14 protein-coding genes and 1 pseudogene are annotated in these 15,263 nt (G+C 61.6%); 9 read left to right on the top strand and 6 right to left on the bottom strand.

Going from position 1 to position 15,263, the window contains the following annotated elements; all coding sequences use genetic code 11:
• Positions 1–67 precede the first annotated feature (67 nt).
• Positions 68–1,183, top strand: a complete 1,116-nt coding sequence (locus tag EK373_RS05470) for a mechanosensitive ion channel family protein (RefSeq protein ID WP_129641709.1) — start codon at positions 68–70, stop codon at positions 1,181–1,183.
• Between the two features lies 1 nt (position 1,184).
• Here EK373_RS05470 and otsA read toward each other — a convergent pair whose 3' ends face one another.
• Positions 1,185–2,597 carry an alpha,alpha-trehalose-phosphate synthase (UDP-forming) gene (otsA, locus tag EK373_RS05465; protein ID WP_129641708.1) on the bottom strand — a complete coding sequence of 471 codons (1,413 nt, stop codon included), beginning with the start codon at positions 2,595–2,597 and terminating at the stop codon, positions 1,185–1,187.
• A 349-nt stretch (positions 2,598–2,946) separates the two neighbouring features.
• On the opposite strand from otsA, the gene EK373_RS05460 reads away from it, so the two are divergent.
• A complete protein-coding gene (locus tag EK373_RS05460) occupies positions 2,947–3,924 on the top strand; it encodes a malate dehydrogenase (protein ID WP_129641707.1) in 978 nt (325 codons plus the stop codon).
• Positions 3,925–4,160: 236 nt separating this feature from the next.
• Complete coding sequence (locus EK373_RS05455) at positions 4,161–6,635, top strand: acyl-CoA dehydrogenase (protein ID WP_129641706.1); 2,475 nt, start codon at positions 4,161–4,163, stop codon at positions 6,633–6,635.
• Positions 6,636–6,661: 26 nt separating this feature from the next.
• Here EK373_RS05455 and EK373_RS05450 read toward each other — a convergent pair whose 3' ends face one another.
• Both EK373_RS05450 and EK373_RS05445 read right to left on the bottom strand, forming a co-directional pair.
• Entirely contained in the window at positions 6,662–7,231 is a 570-nt protein-coding gene (locus EK373_RS05450; protein ID WP_129641705.1) for a dihydrofolate reductase family protein, read from the bottom strand.
• 390 nt (positions 7,232–7,621) lie between these two features.
• Positions 7,622–8,146, bottom strand: coding sequence for a hypothetical protein (locus EK373_RS05445; RefSeq protein WP_129641704.1), 525 nt, complete (start codon positions 8,144–8,146; stop codon positions 7,622–7,624).
• 512 nt (positions 8,147–8,658) lie between these two features.
• Here EK373_RS05445 and EK373_RS05440 point away from each other — a divergent pair.
• From EK373_RS05440 to EK373_RS05430, 3 genes are all read left to right on the top strand, one after another.
• Positions 8,659–9,051: an EthD family reductase gene (locus tag EK373_RS05440; protein WP_157994227.1), complete on the top strand. Its 393-nt coding sequence runs from the start codon at positions 8,659–8,661 to the stop codon at positions 9,049–9,051.
• A gap of 261 nt (positions 9,052–9,312) precedes the next feature.
• Entirely contained in the window at positions 9,313–9,753 is a 441-nt protein-coding gene (locus tag EK373_RS05435; RefSeq protein ID WP_129641702.1) for a DUF4399 domain-containing protein, read from the top strand.
• Complete coding sequence (locus EK373_RS05430) at positions 9,750–10,922, top strand: DNA polymerase IV (protein ID WP_129641701.1); 1,173 nt, start codon at positions 9,750–9,752, stop codon at positions 10,920–10,922. Before EK373_RS05435 ends, EK373_RS05430 begins: the two co-directional genes overlap by 4 nt.
• A gap of 13 nt (positions 10,923–10,935) precedes the next feature.
• Here EK373_RS05430 and EK373_RS05425 read toward each other — a convergent pair whose 3' ends face one another.
• The 3 genes and pseudogenes from EK373_RS05425 to EK373_RS05415 all read right to left on the bottom strand — a co-directional run bounded on the left by EK373_RS05425 (position 10,936) and on the right by EK373_RS05415 (position 12,329).
• Positions 10,936–11,259 (bottom strand): helix-turn-helix domain-containing protein, encoded by a 324-nt coding sequence (locus EK373_RS05425; RefSeq protein ID WP_129641700.1) that lies wholly within the window; start codon positions 11,257–11,259, stop codon positions 10,936–10,938.
• Positions 11,256–11,657, bottom strand: a pseudogene (locus EK373_RS05420) (type II toxin-antitoxin system RelE/ParE family toxin). Before EK373_RS05420 ends, EK373_RS05425 begins: the two are co-directional and overlap by 4 nt.
• Before the next feature lie 108 nt (positions 11,658–11,765).
• Entirely contained in the window at positions 11,766–12,329 is a 564-nt protein-coding gene (locus EK373_RS05415; RefSeq protein ID WP_129641699.1) for a hypothetical protein, read from the bottom strand.
• Positions 12,330–12,746: 417 nt separating this feature from the next.
• Between EK373_RS05415 and EK373_RS05410 the strand changes: the two genes are divergently transcribed.
• From EK373_RS05410 to EK373_RS05400, 3 genes are read left to right on the top strand one after another with little or no spacing between them, the layout of a single operon-like run.
• Positions 12,747–13,355: a FlhC family transcriptional regulator gene (locus EK373_RS05410; RefSeq protein ID WP_129641698.1), complete on the top strand. Its 609-nt coding sequence runs from the start codon at positions 12,747–12,749 to the stop codon at positions 13,353–13,355.
• A gap of 12 nt (positions 13,356–13,367) precedes the next feature.
• Positions 13,368–14,321: an NAD(+) diphosphatase gene (gene nudC / locus EK373_RS05405; RefSeq protein WP_129641697.1), complete on the top strand. Its 954-nt coding sequence runs from the start codon at positions 13,368–13,370 to the stop codon at positions 14,319–14,321.
• Positions 14,300–15,238: an NRDE family protein gene (locus tag EK373_RS05400; RefSeq protein ID WP_198683086.1), complete on the top strand. Its 939-nt coding sequence runs from the start codon at positions 14,300–14,302 to the stop codon at positions 15,236–15,238. The genes nudC and EK373_RS05400 overlap by 22 nt, the downstream gene beginning before the upstream one ends.
• Positions 15,239–15,263 lie beyond the last annotated feature (25 nt).

Genomic DNA, 15,263 nt, shown 5'->3' with positions numbered 1-15,263 from the left:
TAACAGAGCCTTCTGACCGGCGGCACATCGCGATATCCTGCGCGATTGTCGAGCTTGGGATCCGCACATGACGGACGTTGAGAACCTGGTCGAAGCTACATACATGGGCAACACGCTGTGGGAGCTGGCAGTCGCTGCCGGCGTCGCCGTGGCCGTATTCCTGGTGCTGCTGCTGATCCGGCGCGCGATCCGGTCCCGTTATCAGAAGCTCGCCGCCACGCCGGAAACCGAATTCCTGGAGCTGCCGCTCAAGGTCGCAAGCCGCACGACCGTGCTCACCGTGCTGCTCACTGCGCTGTTCATCGGTTCGCAATGGCTGACGCTGGCGCCAGCTGTGACCAAAGCCATCCTGAGCCTGTTCACGATTGCGATTTTCTGGCAGGTCGGCCTGTGGGCCACGATCGCCGTGATCGCCGCGCTGGAACGCAAACGGCAAGCGGCGGATCCGGCCGCCGCCAGCTCGATGGGCATCATCGGCTTCCTGGCCCGCGCGACCATCTGGTCCTTCGTCCTGCTGCTGACGCTGGACAACCTCGGCATCGAGATCAAGCCGCTGCTGGCCGGTCTGGGCATCGGCGGTATCGCCGTCGCACTCGCCGCTCAAAACATTCTCGGCGATCTGTTCGCCTCGCTGTCGATCACGCTCGACCGGCCATTCGTGGTCGGCGACGCCCTGCAGGTCGATGACTTCAACGGCACGGTCGAATACATCGGCGTGAAAAGCACGCGGCTGCGCAGCCTGAACGGCGAGCAGATCATCATGCCGAACGCGAACCTGATCAGCAGTCGCGTGCGCAACAACTCGCGCATGAATCAGCGGCGCGTCGTGATCAATCTCAGCGTCGATCAGCAGACGCCCGTGGAGAAGTTACAGGCGATCCCCGGCAAGGTGCGCGAGCTGATCGAATCGCATCAGCCGATCAAATTCGACCGCTCGCACTTCGCCAAGATCGGCGCAGCGTCCTTCGATTTCGAGGCGGTGTACATCGTGCTGACGCCGGACTACGCCAAGCACATGGACATCCTGCAGGACATCAACCTGCGGCTGGTGGAGTGGTTCAATAAAGAGCGCATCGTGTTCTCGACGCCGCAGCGGGTGTACTACGTGGAGTCGCAAACCGGCGCGCACACGACGCTGGAAAAGAATGGCGAGCACAGCCCGCCGACGTCGCGAGACAGCTGACCTACTTCAGATTGCTGATGGCGCGGACGCGGCTCTCCGGCGCCTGCGTCTGCTCGAGCGCTTCCATGAAGCGGCGCGTCCAGGCCGCGATGTCGTTGCGTCGGAGCACTTTCATCATGTCGCCGTGCCGCTCTCGCCTTTCATTCAGCGGCATCGATAACGCCGCCTGAATCGCGTGGCTCACGCCGCGAACATCGTAGGGATTCACGAGCAGCGCCGACGCCAGCTCACGCGCGGCGCCGGCGAGATTGGAAAGAATCAGCACGCCCGGATCGGCCGGATCCTGAGCGGCGACGAATTCCTTCGCGACCAGGTTCATGCCATCGCGCAACGGCGTCACCAGCCCCACCTTCGCTGCGCGCAGGAAGCCCATCAACGTGGCATGCGGGAAGTTGCGGTTGAGGTAGCGAATCGGCGTCCAGTCGGTGTCGGCAAAGCGGCCATTGGTGCGGCCCGCCGCCTGTTCGAGCGCCTGACGAATCTCTGCGTATGCACGCACGTCGGTGCGCGACAGCGGCGCGATCTGAATGTATGTAATACGCCCGAGATTTTCCGGATGCGTTTCCAGGAACTGCTGATAAGCAGAGAACCGCTCCACCAGGCCCTTGCTGTAGTCGAGCCGGTCCACACCCATCATCAACGAGCGCCCGACCAGACTGTCGGTCATGCGTCGCACTACATCCGAGCTGCTCGCTTCCAGCGCCTCATTCTCGACCGCCGCTACATCGACGCCGATAGGAAATACTTCGGCGCGGATCGTGCGGTCGCCGATGCGGATGCGCCCATCCGGCCGCACCGCTTCGGCGCCAAACAAATGCTCGATGCCGCTGTGAAATGAGCGCAGATCGTTCTGCGTCTGGAAACCGACCACATCGTAGCTGGTGAGATCGCGCAGCAGCTCCGAGTAGCACGGCAGCACGCGGAGCATTTCGATGTTTGGAAATGGAATGTGCAGGAAGAAGCCCACCGGCCGTTGCACGCCCAGCTCGCGCAAGCGACGGCCGAGCGGAATCAGGTGATAGTCGTGCACCCAGATCAGATCGCGCGGCTGCAACAGCGGCAGCAGCTTCTGCGCGAAGATGCGATTGACGTTCTCGTAGGCCTCGCGCTGCTCGTTCGAGTAGCGCATGCCCTTGGAGAAGTAATGAAACAACGGCCACAACACATCGTTGGAGTAACCGTTGTAATAGAGCTCGAATTCGGCGCGGCGCAGATCGATGGTCGCGTAGCTGACGCCTTCGCGAATGTGAATGTCCGGGTCGGCCGGCTCGGTCTCGACGGTTTCACCGCCCCAGCCGAACCACAGCCCGCCGGTGCGCTTCAGCGCGCTGAGTATGCCCACCGCCAGTCCACCGGGCGCGGCCGATTTACGTGGCAGGGAAATCCGGTTGGAAACGCAGACAAGTCGTGTCATCTAGTCCGTGTGCTCGATATAGGCCCTACAAGAAAAAGCTCTGGCGCAGGCTTGCCGATAACGCCGCCTAACGCACCAAGGGCCGGTAATGTTTCACAAAACCCGTACGCAGGCTTCGCAAATTTCCATGACCAGCGTTGTCGTTGCACCGTGTTCCGAAGCGCAGCTCGTGGAAATTACCAGACGATTCAAACAATTGATTCGAATCGAGCGGCTGACGCGCGAGGCGAAGGCTGCGTTCACCGGATGAGTAGCCGCCTTGCTCCTGAAAGCAGATCGAAAACGCTAGAATTCGCGCCCCTATCGATGCAGTTGTCGTCCCCTTCGTCGTCTTGGAGTGAGCGGTCTCATGAAAAAGCCCGTCAATGTTGCCATCACCGGCGCCGCCGGCCAGATCGGCTATGCCCTCGCCTTCCGTGTCGCCTCCGGCGCCATGTTGGGTCCCGATCAGCCGATCAATCTGCACCTGCTGGAGATCACGCCGGCCCTCGGCGCGCTGCAGGGCGTGGTGATGGAGCTCAACGATTGCGCGTTCCCGACCCTCAACAAGATCGTCGCCACCGATGACGCCAAGGTCGCATTCAAGGATTGCGATGTCGCTCTGCTGGTCGGCGCGCGTCCGCGTGGCCCGGGCATGGAACGCAAGGATCTGCTGCTCGCCAATGCGCAGATTTTCTCGGCTCAGGGCAAGGCGCTCGATGCGGTCGCAAACCGCAACGTCCGCGTGCTGGTGGTCGGCAATCCGGCGAACACCAACGCGCTGATCGCTCAGCGCAATGCGCCTGGCCTCAACCCTCGCAATTTCACCGCGATGGTTCGTCTCGATCACAACCGCGCGCTGTCGCAGCTCGCCGAGAAGACTGGCAGCCACAGCACCAAGATCAAGAAGGCCATCATCTGGGGCAATCACTCGGCCACTCAGTATCCCGATCTGCACCAGGCCACGGTCGACGGCAAGCCGGCGCTGTCGCTGGTCGATCAGAAGTGGTACGCCGAAACATTCATCCCGGTCGTGCAGCAGCGCGGCGCGGCCATCATCAAAGCCCGCGGCCAGTCGTCGGCGGCGTCGGCCGCTTCGGCAGCCATCGACCACATCCGTGACTGGGTGTTGGGCACGCAGGAAGGCGATTGGGTCAGCATGGGTGTGCCGTCGGACGGCAGCTACGGCATTCCGGAAGGCGTCATCTATGGCTATCCGGTGACCTGCAAGAACGGCGAGTACCAGATCGTGCAGGGTCTGTCGGTCAACGACTTCAGCCGCGCCCGCATGGATGCCACCCACAAGGAACTGCTGGAAGAGAAGGACGGCGTGAAGGAACTGATCTAACAGATTCCTCGCCAGCACTTCGATTCGCACTTGAACGGCGAACGCATCATATGGATGCGTTCGCCGTTTTCTTTTATTTAACGCCTTGCCCGACTTGCCGCTGTCCGCCGCGCAAGTTACTGTCGTCGGGACCGCGCGACACAGCAGGCCGTGACCGCATTGTCGGACATTCCGACTGAAACATTCGCTCCCTCTTATGGCCTCGTCCCGCGCACAGCTTTCAAGAGGTTCACATCGTGAGCAGCGTGATCTGGTTCCTGGTGTTCGTGCTCGGCGCACTGACGCTTGCTTATAACCGCGCTTCGTTACTGACGACGACGCTGGTGTACGGCGGCGGCTTGCTCGCCTACGGTTTGTTTGGCGACCCCTCGCTGCCCTTGCTGGTGGTGCTGTGGACGGCGCTCGCCGTGCTGGTGTTCCTCAATATCGACGCACTGCGCATCCGTTTCATCTCGCGCCCGTTCCTGCGCATCTATCGACGCATGCTGCCGTCGATGTCACAAACCGAAAAGGACGCGCTCGAAGCCGGCACCGTATGGTGGGACGGCGAGTTGTTCACCGGCGGTCCGGATTGGGACAAGCTGCTTTCCGCCGCCGCACCGAAGCTCACTGCCGAAGAGCAGGCCTTCATCGACGGCCCCTGCGAAGAGCTGTGCCGTATGATCGACGATTGGGACATCACCCATCGTCGCGCCGACCTGCCGCCGCACATTTGGGAATACGTGAAGAGCAAAGGCTTCTTCGCGATGATCATCCCGAAGAAATATGGCGGCCTGGAATTCTCCGCGTATGCTCATTCGTGCGTGCTCGTGAAGCTGTCGAGCCGCTCCGGTGTGGTTGCGTCCACCGTCGCGGTGCCCAACTCGCTTGGCCCTGGCGAACTGCTGCTCCACTACGGCACGCAGGAACAACGCGATTACTACCTGCCGCGCCTGGCTCGTGGCGAAGAGGTTCCCTGCTTCGCTTTGACCGGCCCACGCGCCGGCTCGGACGCCGCCTCGATTCCGGATTTCGGCGTGGTCTGTAAAGGAACGTTTGAAGGTCGCGAGATCCTTGGCGTGAAGCTGAACTTCAGCAAGCGCTACATCACGCTCGCGCCGATCGCGACCGTCATCGGTCTCGCGTTCAAACTGTTCGATCCCGACAAGCTGCTCGGCGATGACAAGACCGACTACGGCATCACTTGCGCGCTGATCCCACGCAACACCGCGGGCATCACCATCGGCCGTCGTCACTTCCCGATGAACGCGCCGTTCCAGAACGGCCCGATCCAGGGCAAGGACGTATTCGTGCCGCTCGACTATCTGATCGGCGGCATCAAGATGGCCGGCCAGGGCTGGCGCATGCTGGTCGAGCAGTTGTCGGTCGGCCGTTGTATCTCACTGCCCTCCAGCGCCACCGGCGCAGCCAAGGCCGCGGTGTTCGCGACCGGCGCCTATGCTCGCATTCGTCGTCAGTTCAACGTGTCCGTCGGCCAGTTCGAAGGCGTGATGGAAGTGATGGCTCGCATGACCGGCACGACCTACATCATGGACGCGGCGCGTTCCGTCACCGCCGGCGCCATCGATGGCGGAGAGAAGCCCTCGGTGCCCTCCGCGATGTTGAAATATCACCTCACCGAATACGGCCGCGTGATCGCGAACGATGCGATGGATATTCACGGCGGCAAAGGCATCTGCCTGGGCCCGAAGAACTATCTGGGCCGTGGCTATGAGCTGGTGCCCGTCGCCATCACCGTGGAAGGCGCGAACCTGCTGACGCGCAGCCTCATCATCTTCGGCCAGGGCGCGATTCGCTGCCATCCGTTCGTGTTGCGTGAGATGAATGCCGCGAAAGACAAGGACAAGCGCAAAGGCACGATCGAGTTCGACAAGGCGTTGTTCGGTCACATCGGCTTCACGATCAGCAATGCCGTGCGCTCGATGGTGATGGCGCTGACGCTCGCGCGCTTCACAAAGGTCCCCGAAGGCCCGACGCAACGTTTCTATCAACACATCAATCGTTTCAGCGCGTCGTTTGCTTTCGCGACCGACGTGGCGATGCTGTCGCTCGGCGGCTATCTGAAGAAGAAAGAAAGCCTGTCGGCGCGCCTCGGCGACGTGCTGTCGTGCATGTATCTGGCGTCGATGGTGCTGAAACACTATGAGAACCAGGGCCGTCAGGAAGCCGACCTGCCGCTGGTGGAATGGGCGTGCCGCACCCTGCTGTACAAGGCTCAGGAACAATTGCACAGCTTCCTGCGCAACTTCCCGAATCGGTTCCTCGCGGGGTTCATGCGGGTGTTCATTTTCCCGCGCGGCCAGACGTATCACGCGCCGTCGGATCCGCTCAGCCATCAGTTGGTCGATCAGGTCATGCACCCGACGATCACGCGCGATCGCCTGACCGATGGCGTTTATCGCACAGTCGAGCCGACCAATCCGCTGGGCCTGCTGCACGAAGCGCTGGTGCTGAGTGAAACCGCCGAGCCATTGGAAAAGCGCATCCGTGTCGACGGCGTGAAGACTGGCAGGATCACGGCGCTCGATCTGCCCGGACAGATTCAACAGGCGTTGGCAGCCGGCATCCTGTCCGAGACCGAAGCCGCGATGCTGCGTGACTACGATCGGCGCGTGATGGACATCATCAACGTCGACGACTTCAACACCGAAGACATGGCTGCCGGCCATCAGCCGGTCGAGCTGCGTCAGGTCAGGGTCGGCAACGCGTAACGCCGGCTCCACGCCGGTGCCGTTGGCTAGGATTTCGCATTGTATTCCAGCACGACCAGTCCGCCTGTGAACGACTGCGCCGAGACCAGTGACAACCGGCGCAAGCTCATGTCCGACGGGGTAAAGGATCTGCCCCGCCCAAGCAGCACCGGTAGTACGCGCAGGCGCAATACGTCGACTTCGTCTGCGCGCAACAACGCATCGCTCAGGCTCAAACTGCCCCAGACAATCACGTCGCCGCTGAATCGGTGGCGAAGGCCGCGAACCGCGGCCACGGCGTCACCCCTGAGGATCTCCGCCGAATCGTTCGTTCCCCAAGGCGCCGATTCCAGCGCGGAGGAAACGACGAACTTGGGTAGTTCCCTGATCGGAATCGCGATCGGTTCGGCAGCCGGGTCCGCGGATGGCCAGTAGTCCGCGAACATGCGGTAGGTCTTTGCGCCGAGGACGATGGCCGCCACGCCGGACAACATCCGCAATTGTTCAGTATCGGCTTCGTTGACCCAGTTCGCATTGACGAAAAAATCGATACCGCCAGCTGCATCCTCGGCGTACCCGTCGAGGCTGACGATCTGTTCCACGATTACCTTGCCCATGCTGCCCTCGCTGCGTCGGCGCCGGAGATCGGCGCCGGTCCCCCTGAAAGACGAACAAACAAACACGAAACCGACATGGCACTGTCCCAGCGAGCAATCGTTGGGTCACGGCGCTTCGGTCTCTGCTTTCTGCAGAGGATTTGCAGCAAGTGGCTTGAGGATGAAGGACAGGCTCTTGAAGCCGTGCTCATTGCCTCGCAAGAGATGGATCTTTTTCGCCCTTTCCTGCCTCTATGGCGGTCATTTCCTCGAGCTTGGTCACGTAGTCGCTCGGAGGATCTGCAGGCGCAGAGTCGTCATGTTGCTCCGAATCGTGACCGTAGGTCGCAAGAGGAATCCCAGCAATCAATGGCAGTAACGCTCTTGTCCTCAGCCTCCGAATGGCTCCAATCATCGGCTGACCCGCCATCCACTCCCAAGCCCTTCGAACTTTCCAGGCCCATCCCCGATCTTCTCGACGACCGCTACAAACGTCAGGCTGGCATCCGCTACACGGCCGGTTATCTCCCAGCAACCGGGCGTCGGAAAGACAAGGTAGATCGGCTGGAAGCCGATGTCGCCATAGTCGTAAATATAAGCGCGCGCGGGGCCCGCAGGTCCGTCCAGACGACGACCGCTTAGTTGCAGCGGCCCCTTCTTCCGGCGCTCCCACCCGACCTTGATTCCCAAGGCACCGTCTCGGTCTACAAAGCCTGCACCTCCGGGTGCGAACACGAATTTGCCTCCGGGATTCAAGACCACATCGAGCGCTTCGTTGCCATAGACGCCGCCCTTTCCTTCGTTCACGACAGTGACGGGACACACGAACGCATCCCGATTCGCTGTCCTTGCGGGCTCTGACTTCGAGACTTCCGCCGCACCAGCCGAGCCAAACGCGAGCGCACTCAATAAGCAGGTGAGTGATTGGCCGCGCATTGCGCATCCCTCCTTTCTCTCCAGCCGCACTCAAATATGGAACGACCTGAGTGACGCGATATATCACGGCGGCCAAGTACGCTGCGAGGATATTTCTCAATGACTCCCGTGATCTTTGGTTACTTCTGTTAGCTGCTTCCGAGCACGAAAGGCCGCTGGCGAATCGCCTCGGCTGCAACGGCTTGTTATGTTTCTCCTTCCACTGAACGAGGCAGTGAACGCCTCTTCTGCGCCGCTTGTCATCGTTCGATCCAACTGGCCTCGTGCCGCCGTCATGCCTCGACATTGGAGCAGAAGCGCGTTAAAACTGGGCGAATCCGTGGAACAACTGCGTGCGAGCTCGATCCATTGCCTGCATGGATCACCTTGATCGCTCATCAGCTGCGGATTGCGACGAAAGAATGGCTCAGCATCAGGCCTCACAGATCACCGGCCGATGACTACGCGCAAGCACTCTCAACCGTCATACTCCCTGCAACACACATCAGTTCGCCATGCAAAAGGACTCGGAAATGGATCGAAGAACTGCTATCTCGACGCTTGCACTCGGCCTTGCTGCGACCGGGACCAGCGCCGCCGAAGCCAGCCAATCCACTGGCGGAATCAAATTGATGGTCCTCTATGGACATCCCCCGAAGCCCGATGAGTTCGAGAAGTACTATCTCGGCGTCCACATGCCGCTGGTCCATGCCATGAAGGGTGCGCGCAAAATGGAGGCGGCCAAGTGTTTGCCGCAGGCCGACGGCTCACCACCTGCGTTCTATAGAATTTTCGAGGCTTGGTTCGACAGCCCCGAACACATGGCAGCCGTATTCGCAACCCCCGAGGGAATGAAGGTGCGAGCTGACGTTCCGAACTTCACAGAGGGTACGACCGTAACGCGAGTGACCTGTAAGTTGGACTGAGCCAGGCTCTGAACGCTTCCACCGCGATCTCGGCGCGGGTACATTAAAGGGCGTACACCTCGCTGTGTACGCTCCTTTTGCGTGGGGTGAGCGCGGATGCCTGTTCGAGGCGACTTAACGTCGCGTCGAACCGCGCGAACGCCGGTACACGGACGTAACGGCTGGCCGACGCTCCAGGGATGGCTACTGGAACTGAGCGCGGCAGAAAATCCAATCCCCGCATTTGCTCGATTTATTCGCTTTAATCGGAGTCCTCCAAGAATGAACCAACTCAAGGCTCGATTCGCGCTTGCCGCGGTGGCTGCTCTTTCCATCGGCGCCGGCGTCGCGCTCGCTGATGGCCCGAAGCGCACGCCTTCACCCGCCGGCGCTGAGGTGTACTTCATCGCGCCCGCCGACGGCGCGACGGTCACGGGTCCGGTGACGGTGAGGTTCGGCTTGAAGGGCATGGGCATCGCCCCGGCCGGCATCACGTTCGACAACACCGGCCATCATCACCTCATCATCGACGCGGACCTGCCGCCGGCCGGCGCGCCGATTCCGACCGACGCCAATCACATGCACTTCGGCAAAGGCCAGACCGAAGCGACCGTGGAGCTCAAGCCCGGCAAGCACACGTTGCAGCTGTTGCTCGGCGACTTCGGCCACGTGCCGCACGATCCGATCGTGACTTCGAAGAAAATCACGATCACGGTGAAGTGACGCGATCCATCCTGCACGTGGACATGGACGCGTTCTACGCGTCCGTTGAGATGCGCGACAATCCCGAGTTGCGCGGTAAACCGGTGATCGTGGGCGGCCTCGGCGGACGTGGTGTCGTCGCGGCCGCTTCCTATGAAGTGCGCAAATACGGCGTGCACTCCGCCATGCCGATGCGCGAAGCATTGAAACGGTGCCCGCACGCGGTGTGCGTGAAGCCCCGTTTCGAACAGTACAAATCAGTCTCCAACGCCGTCTTCGAGATCTTTCATCGCTTCACCCCTTTGGTTCAGGGACTGTCGCTCGATGAGGCGTTTCTCGATGTGACGCACAGTCAAGCGGCGCTTGGCTCGGCCGAATCGATCGCGAAGCAGATCAAGCAGCTCATCTTGCAGCAGACTCAGCTGACGGCGTCGGTTGGGGTCGCGCCCAACAAGCTGGTCGCGAAGATCGCCTCTGACCTGCGCAAGCCCGACGGGTTGGTCGTGGTGCCGCCGGAACAGGTGACGACGATTCTGGATCCGCTGCCGATTCGACGGCTGCACGGACTTGGCAATAAGACTGCTCCTCTGCTCGAGCGACTCGGCATCGTAACTTTGCGCGATCTGCGGCTCGCCACCGATGCGACGCTGCGGTCTGTGTTTGGAAAATACACATCGCAGATGAAGGCGCGTGCTGCCGGCGAGGACGATCGGCCGGTCATTCCGGATTACGACGAAAAGCAGATCTCTTCGGAAACGACTTTCGACAAGGACATCGTCGATCCATCGCAACTGCACGCTGTGCTCGTGCAGTTGGCCGATCGAACCGCGGCCCGGTTGCGGGCGCAGGGTTGGTTGTCGGAGCGCGTGACGGTGAAGATTCGCCGGCACGACTTCAAAACATACACGCGCCAGTGTGCTATTCGCCCGGCGACCCAGGAAACAAAGCCCCTTGCGACCGCGGCGGCGAAACTACTCGACGAGTGGATTAAAGCGCAGCCTCGCACACCGATCCGCTTGCTCGGCGTCGGCGCTGGCGATCTCACGGCTCAGCCTCAGCTGGAATTGTTTTCGGCGCAGGAGTCGAAGAAGAACAAGCACCTCGATGCGGCGCTGGATGACATCCGCGCCAAGTTCGGGAACGCCGCGGTGTCCCGGGCCAGCTCGCTAAAAAATCGCGAGCCGCACTGAGCACGCGCCGGCACTAGGCAGCCACAGTAATACCTGCCCCGTGAGAGCGGCGCGCGGGCTGCACAACAATCTGGACATGTTGGTCCAGCGACACCAGCGCCTGCATCAGGCGCTCGAGCGAGATGTTCTGAAGCTGATAGCGTCGGACCTGAGAGACCTTGGGCTGACTCATGCCGATGATGGCAGCCGCCTCCGTCTGGCTCAGGCTGCGCTGGTCGATCAGACTATTGAGCTTCATCGCGAGCATAGCCTTCACCGACAGCTCTTCCGCATCCTCGAAACCGAGATCTACCAGGACGTTGGTGGTGCCCTTGGGATTTTTGGCCTTGCGACTCATTGCACTCTCCTGCTCGCCTCGTACCGGGCGAGCACCGACTTCATTCGCTTCTCGATCAGCTCCACATCGGGCCGTGGCGTCGCAGTGCCGGACCTGGATTTCTTCTGGAATGCGTGCAGCACATCGCCAATACGCACCATAGACGGCGCGAAAGGCGCCACCCCAATGATCCTCGACCAACTCGTACTCTCCCGAGCGGTTCCCTCGCCATGGCTTGGCAGAATCAGGGGTGCCGCCCAACTGCACGACGAATAGCGCACGCCCATGTCCTTCTGAACCGGAATCGGGAACTCCTTGAAGTTCTTCTTCGAGGAACCCTCCCAGTGCAAAGGCTTACGATTCTCGGGTATCACAATACCTGTTCGGGTATAGATCTCACGTAAATTGATTTTAGGCATCCTTGCCTCGCAGCTACGACATAGCGTCCGCGACTTCCACTTAAGGCTGTATCTAGCTCGCGAGCGCGCGGCTACATTGGCCGCGTCTCGCCGAGCCGCACGTTTTGTTTATTTGGACTCCTCATCATGGATCGATGTTTTCATCCCCACCGACACCCGCGGCGCCATTTGCAACTTTCTCGCGCGCAGCCGAGGCGAAGCTAACGCGGGAGCGATGCGCGGGCATTGGCGCGAGATTTCGCACGCCACTTCCAGTTCAGCCGCGATCAGTTGAGTGCCGAGCAAGCGCGTCATGTGCAGTCGGCGAGCGTCGTTAGAAGCGGCGAAGCGGATCAGATCTGGCCAGAAGGCGGGATTCGTCGGCCAGCGAGGCATCATCAGTTCGCCATAACTTCCAGCAATGCATCTGATTTGCCAAAGCGGTGTGTTCACCAACCGCTTGGCCGTGGCATGAGGCATCGCGTACACCATGCGCGCGGCCATTGTGTTCTTGCCCGCGACATGCCACGCATGTAGCAGCGCCAATTCACAGAACGAACACTGCGCGGACGCATCTCCCACGCGCGCATAGCGCTGAACAGCCAACGCGCTCGCGGACGACGTCGCGTTCTCGCACACTGCATTCCAAAAATTTTCGTCCTCGAACCCTAGTGAATACAGGGTGTAAGGCATCGCCGCGAGTGCACGCAGGGCGCGGGGCGATAGTGAGCAGAGTGCCGCGCTCTGTCGCGGCGGCAAGTGTTGCAGTTGGGTTGAGCTATTCGTGGAGTCGCGCTCCGCTACGAGCAGCTCCAGGTAGTCCAGATTGAGCTGACGAATCCGCGCGAGCAGCGCTGAATTGAGCACAGGTGCACGCACCTCGACATCACGATCTAGTGTCGCTCTCTCGACAGCAATCGAATGTGCGCTCGCATCGTGAACCAAAGACTCTTCCGTGTAGCTCGATGACATGTCGCTTCCTTGCGAACCAAAGGGGCGACGAATGTATTCGGAGCTTTACGCGCAGGTCAATTGCGGAGCACACTATGCGCGCCCGCAGACAAGTCAACGGGCGCAGCAACGGAACGGCACACCGAACAGGGAGTTCGCATGGATCTGGATAACGATTCGTACAGCAACGAGCGCAGCCGGCACGACCTCGCGCTCCGCATGATTCGTCATGAAGCGCGTACGTGCACGATTCGCGAATGCACGGGCCTCACGGACGATCGCATTCGTCGCCTCTACAAATCCTATGCACATGAGCTGAGCGAAGCGCCCGTGCGCCGCCGCCGTGGCAAATCGCCGCGGCAGGTCACCTTCTTCGTCCGCAACACTCGCGCGCAGTTCGAATCGTCGCTGTTAGCGAGCGCGTTCGCCGCCTTCGGCCTCTTGTATGCAATAAAGAACAAGATGCCGACCGAGCCAGCTGGCGTGCTCGATTATGGCCGCCGGTTCTGCGATGCGTACGAAACACACCAACAGCTACTCAACACGCCTACGCTCTCGTTCGAGCACGCGTGGTTCCTGCTTCAACTGCTGAACCGCAGTGGTGACCTGCGCGCTGTGCGTTGTCGACACTGCGACAGCTACTACTTGCGCGACAAATTCAACCTTTGTCGCCACACCTGTCCGACATGCAGACTGAAACGGGCGCGCGTCCGACGCGCCAGGCCCAGCAGCCCCTGTTCCAGTTCACGCGCTGTAATGCGCGACTGATAAACTGCTTGCATGCTACCGCGCTCGCCCAACATCCTCGCCGGACCTTATCTCGAACGTGCCGCGCACCGTCGCAAGGACGAGGCGCATGTGCAGGCAGTGCTGGCCGATCCGCGGACGCTGTTCGTGCCGGTCTGGCAAACGCGCAATTCCGTGCTTCGGCAGGGCGAACTGGTGACCGCCCATTTCGTCACCGGCGTGCAGGCGCTTGGCGCCACCGTGGTCACCGATTACGTGTGGTTGGGCGAGTTTCGCGGCCAGGCCGTTTTTGCTGTCGGTGTGTCAGGCGAACGCCCGCAACTGGCCGACCCCGCCGTGGACTTCCAGGACCTGCGCATGCTCGCCGGCGCTCTGCCGGCTGACGAGGCCGGGCTGCTGGCGTACGCCCGGGCCATGATTCACTGGCGCGAAAGTCACCGCTTCTGCGGCCGGTGCGGCTCGCGGACGGAGGCCGTCGATGGCGGCCACGTGCTCAGATGCAGCAATGAAAGCTGCCGTTCGCAGCAGTTTCCCCGCATCGATCCAGCAGTCATCGTGCTGGTCACGGACGGCGAGCGCGCCCTGCTCGGCCGCCAGGCAAGCTGGCCACCGGGCCGGTACTCGACGATTGCCGGGTTTGTCGAGCCGGGCGAGAGCCTGGAAGACGCCGTCGCGCGTGAAGTCCGAGAGGAAACTGGCGTGGCTGTGGGCGCGGTGGACTACCATTCGTCGCAGCCCTGGCCCTTCCCCTCATCGTTGATGCTGGGATTTACGGCATACGCCCGTAGCACGGATATCTCGCGAGTCGACGACGAGCTAGAGGACGTACGCTGGTGGACGCGCGCCGAGATCGCTGGCGGAGCGGTCGCGCTGCCGATCACGCATTCGATCTCCTTCCGGCTGGTCGAGGATTGGTACGACTCGGGCGCCGCGCGCCCGCTGCGGGAAGAGCCCGGCGTACGAATGTGGCAATTGCCGCGCCGCTGATGCGCGACCCATGCGCCTATTTTCAGGCGTATTCATCCACCGTTAGACCTGCTGCTCTACAATCCCTCGCCATGTGCCTGCTCGTCCTCGCCTGGAAACACCATCCTCGTTACCGCTTGATCCTCGCCGGCAACCGCGACGAGTTTCATGACCGCCCGGCCGCGCCGCTGAACTGGTGGCAGGACGATCCGCGCATCCTCGGCGGACGGGACCTCAAGGCCAACGGCACCTGGCTGGGGGTGGCCCGCTCCGGGCGGTTTGGCGTCGTGACCAACTACCGCGACCTGCAAGCGCCCGTGGAGAACGCCCCGTCGCGCGGCCAGCTGATCCCGCGCTTCCTCACCGGCGCTACGTCGCCGAAAGAATTCCTGGACGACCTGCGCGGCGCGGCACCTCGCTACTCGGGCTTCAACCTGCTCGTCGGCGGCACGCGCGCGCTGTACTACTTCTCCAACCGCGGACCGAACCCCCGGGCGCTGGCGCCGGGCGTGTACGGGTTGAGCAATCATCTGCTCGATACGCCGTGGCCCAAGCTGGCGCGCACCCGCGAGCGCTTCAACAGCTTGCTGTCGCAACCGGAGGTCTCACCGGAAGATCTGTTCGCCATGCTCGCGGATCGTGAGCAGGCCACCGGCCCCGACCTGCCGTCCACCGGTCTGCCGGAGGATTGGGAACGCGTGGTGTCCGCGCCGTTCATCGTGAACGAACGCTATGGCACCCGCTGCTCCAGCGTGCTGCTGGTGGAGCGCACCGGTCGCACGATTCTTCAGGAGCGTCGCTTCGACGCCGCCGGCATCCAGAGCGGCAATTCGCGCTTCGAATTCACCAGCGCCGAAGTGCCCGAGGTCTGGTTCGAAGCCGAAGATCCCGACGAGACCGTGGCGACCGACACTTCGTTCGATTCTTCACCGGAATAGCCATACGAGCGGCGCTCTCGTGACA

Origin of the sequence: Peristeroidobacter agariperforans (assembly GCF_004138335.1) — a bacterium.
GTDB classification, from domain to species: domain Bacteria; phylum Pseudomonadota; class Gammaproteobacteria; order Steroidobacterales; family Steroidobacteraceae; genus Steroidobacter; species Steroidobacter agariperforans.
This window is presented reverse-complemented; position numbering and strand designations above follow the sequence as displayed.

Bases quoted from the DNA above. Each gene is read 5' to 3' on its own strand.
- EK373_RS05440 (WP_157994227.1), top strand. From the start codon at position 8,659: ATGGATCGAAGAACTGCTATCTCGACGCTTGCACTCGGCCTTGCTGCG.
- EK373_RS05435 (WP_129641702.1), top strand. From the start codon at position 9,313: ATGAACCAACTCAAGGCTCGATTCGCGCTTGCCGCGGTGGCTGCTCTT.
- EK373_RS05460 (WP_129641707.1), top strand. From the start codon at position 2,947: ATGAAAAAGCCCGTCAATGTTGCCATCACCGGCGCCGCCGGCCAGATC.
- otsA (WP_129641708.1), bottom strand. From the start codon at position 2,597: ATGACACGACTTGTCTGCGTTTCCAACCGGATTTCCCTGCCACGTAAA.
- EK373_RS05470 (WP_129641709.1), top strand. From the start codon at position 68: ATGACGGACGTTGAGAACCTGGTCGAAGCTACATACATGGGCAACACG.
- EK373_RS05450 (WP_129641705.1), bottom strand. From the start codon at position 7,231: ATGGGCAAGGTAATCGTGGAACAGATCGTCAGCCTCGACGGGTACGCC.
- EK373_RS05410 (WP_129641698.1), top strand. From the start codon at position 12,747: ATGGATCTGGATAACGATTCGTACAGCAACGAGCGCAGCCGGCACGAC.
- EK373_RS05445 (WP_129641704.1), bottom strand. From the start codon at position 8,146: ATGCGCGGCCAATCACTCACCTGCTTATTGAGTGCGCTCGCGTTTGGC.
- EK373_RS05415 (WP_129641699.1), bottom strand. From the start codon at position 12,329: ATGCCTTACACCCTGTATTCACTAGGGTTCGAGGACGAAAATTTTTGG.
- nudC (WP_129641697.1), top strand. From the start codon at position 13,368: ATGCTACCGCGCTCGCCCAACATCCTCGCCGGACCTTATCTCGAACGT.
- EK373_RS05425 (WP_129641700.1), bottom strand. From the start codon at position 11,259: ATGAGTCGCAAGGCCAAAAATCCCAAGGGCACCACCAACGTCCTGGTA.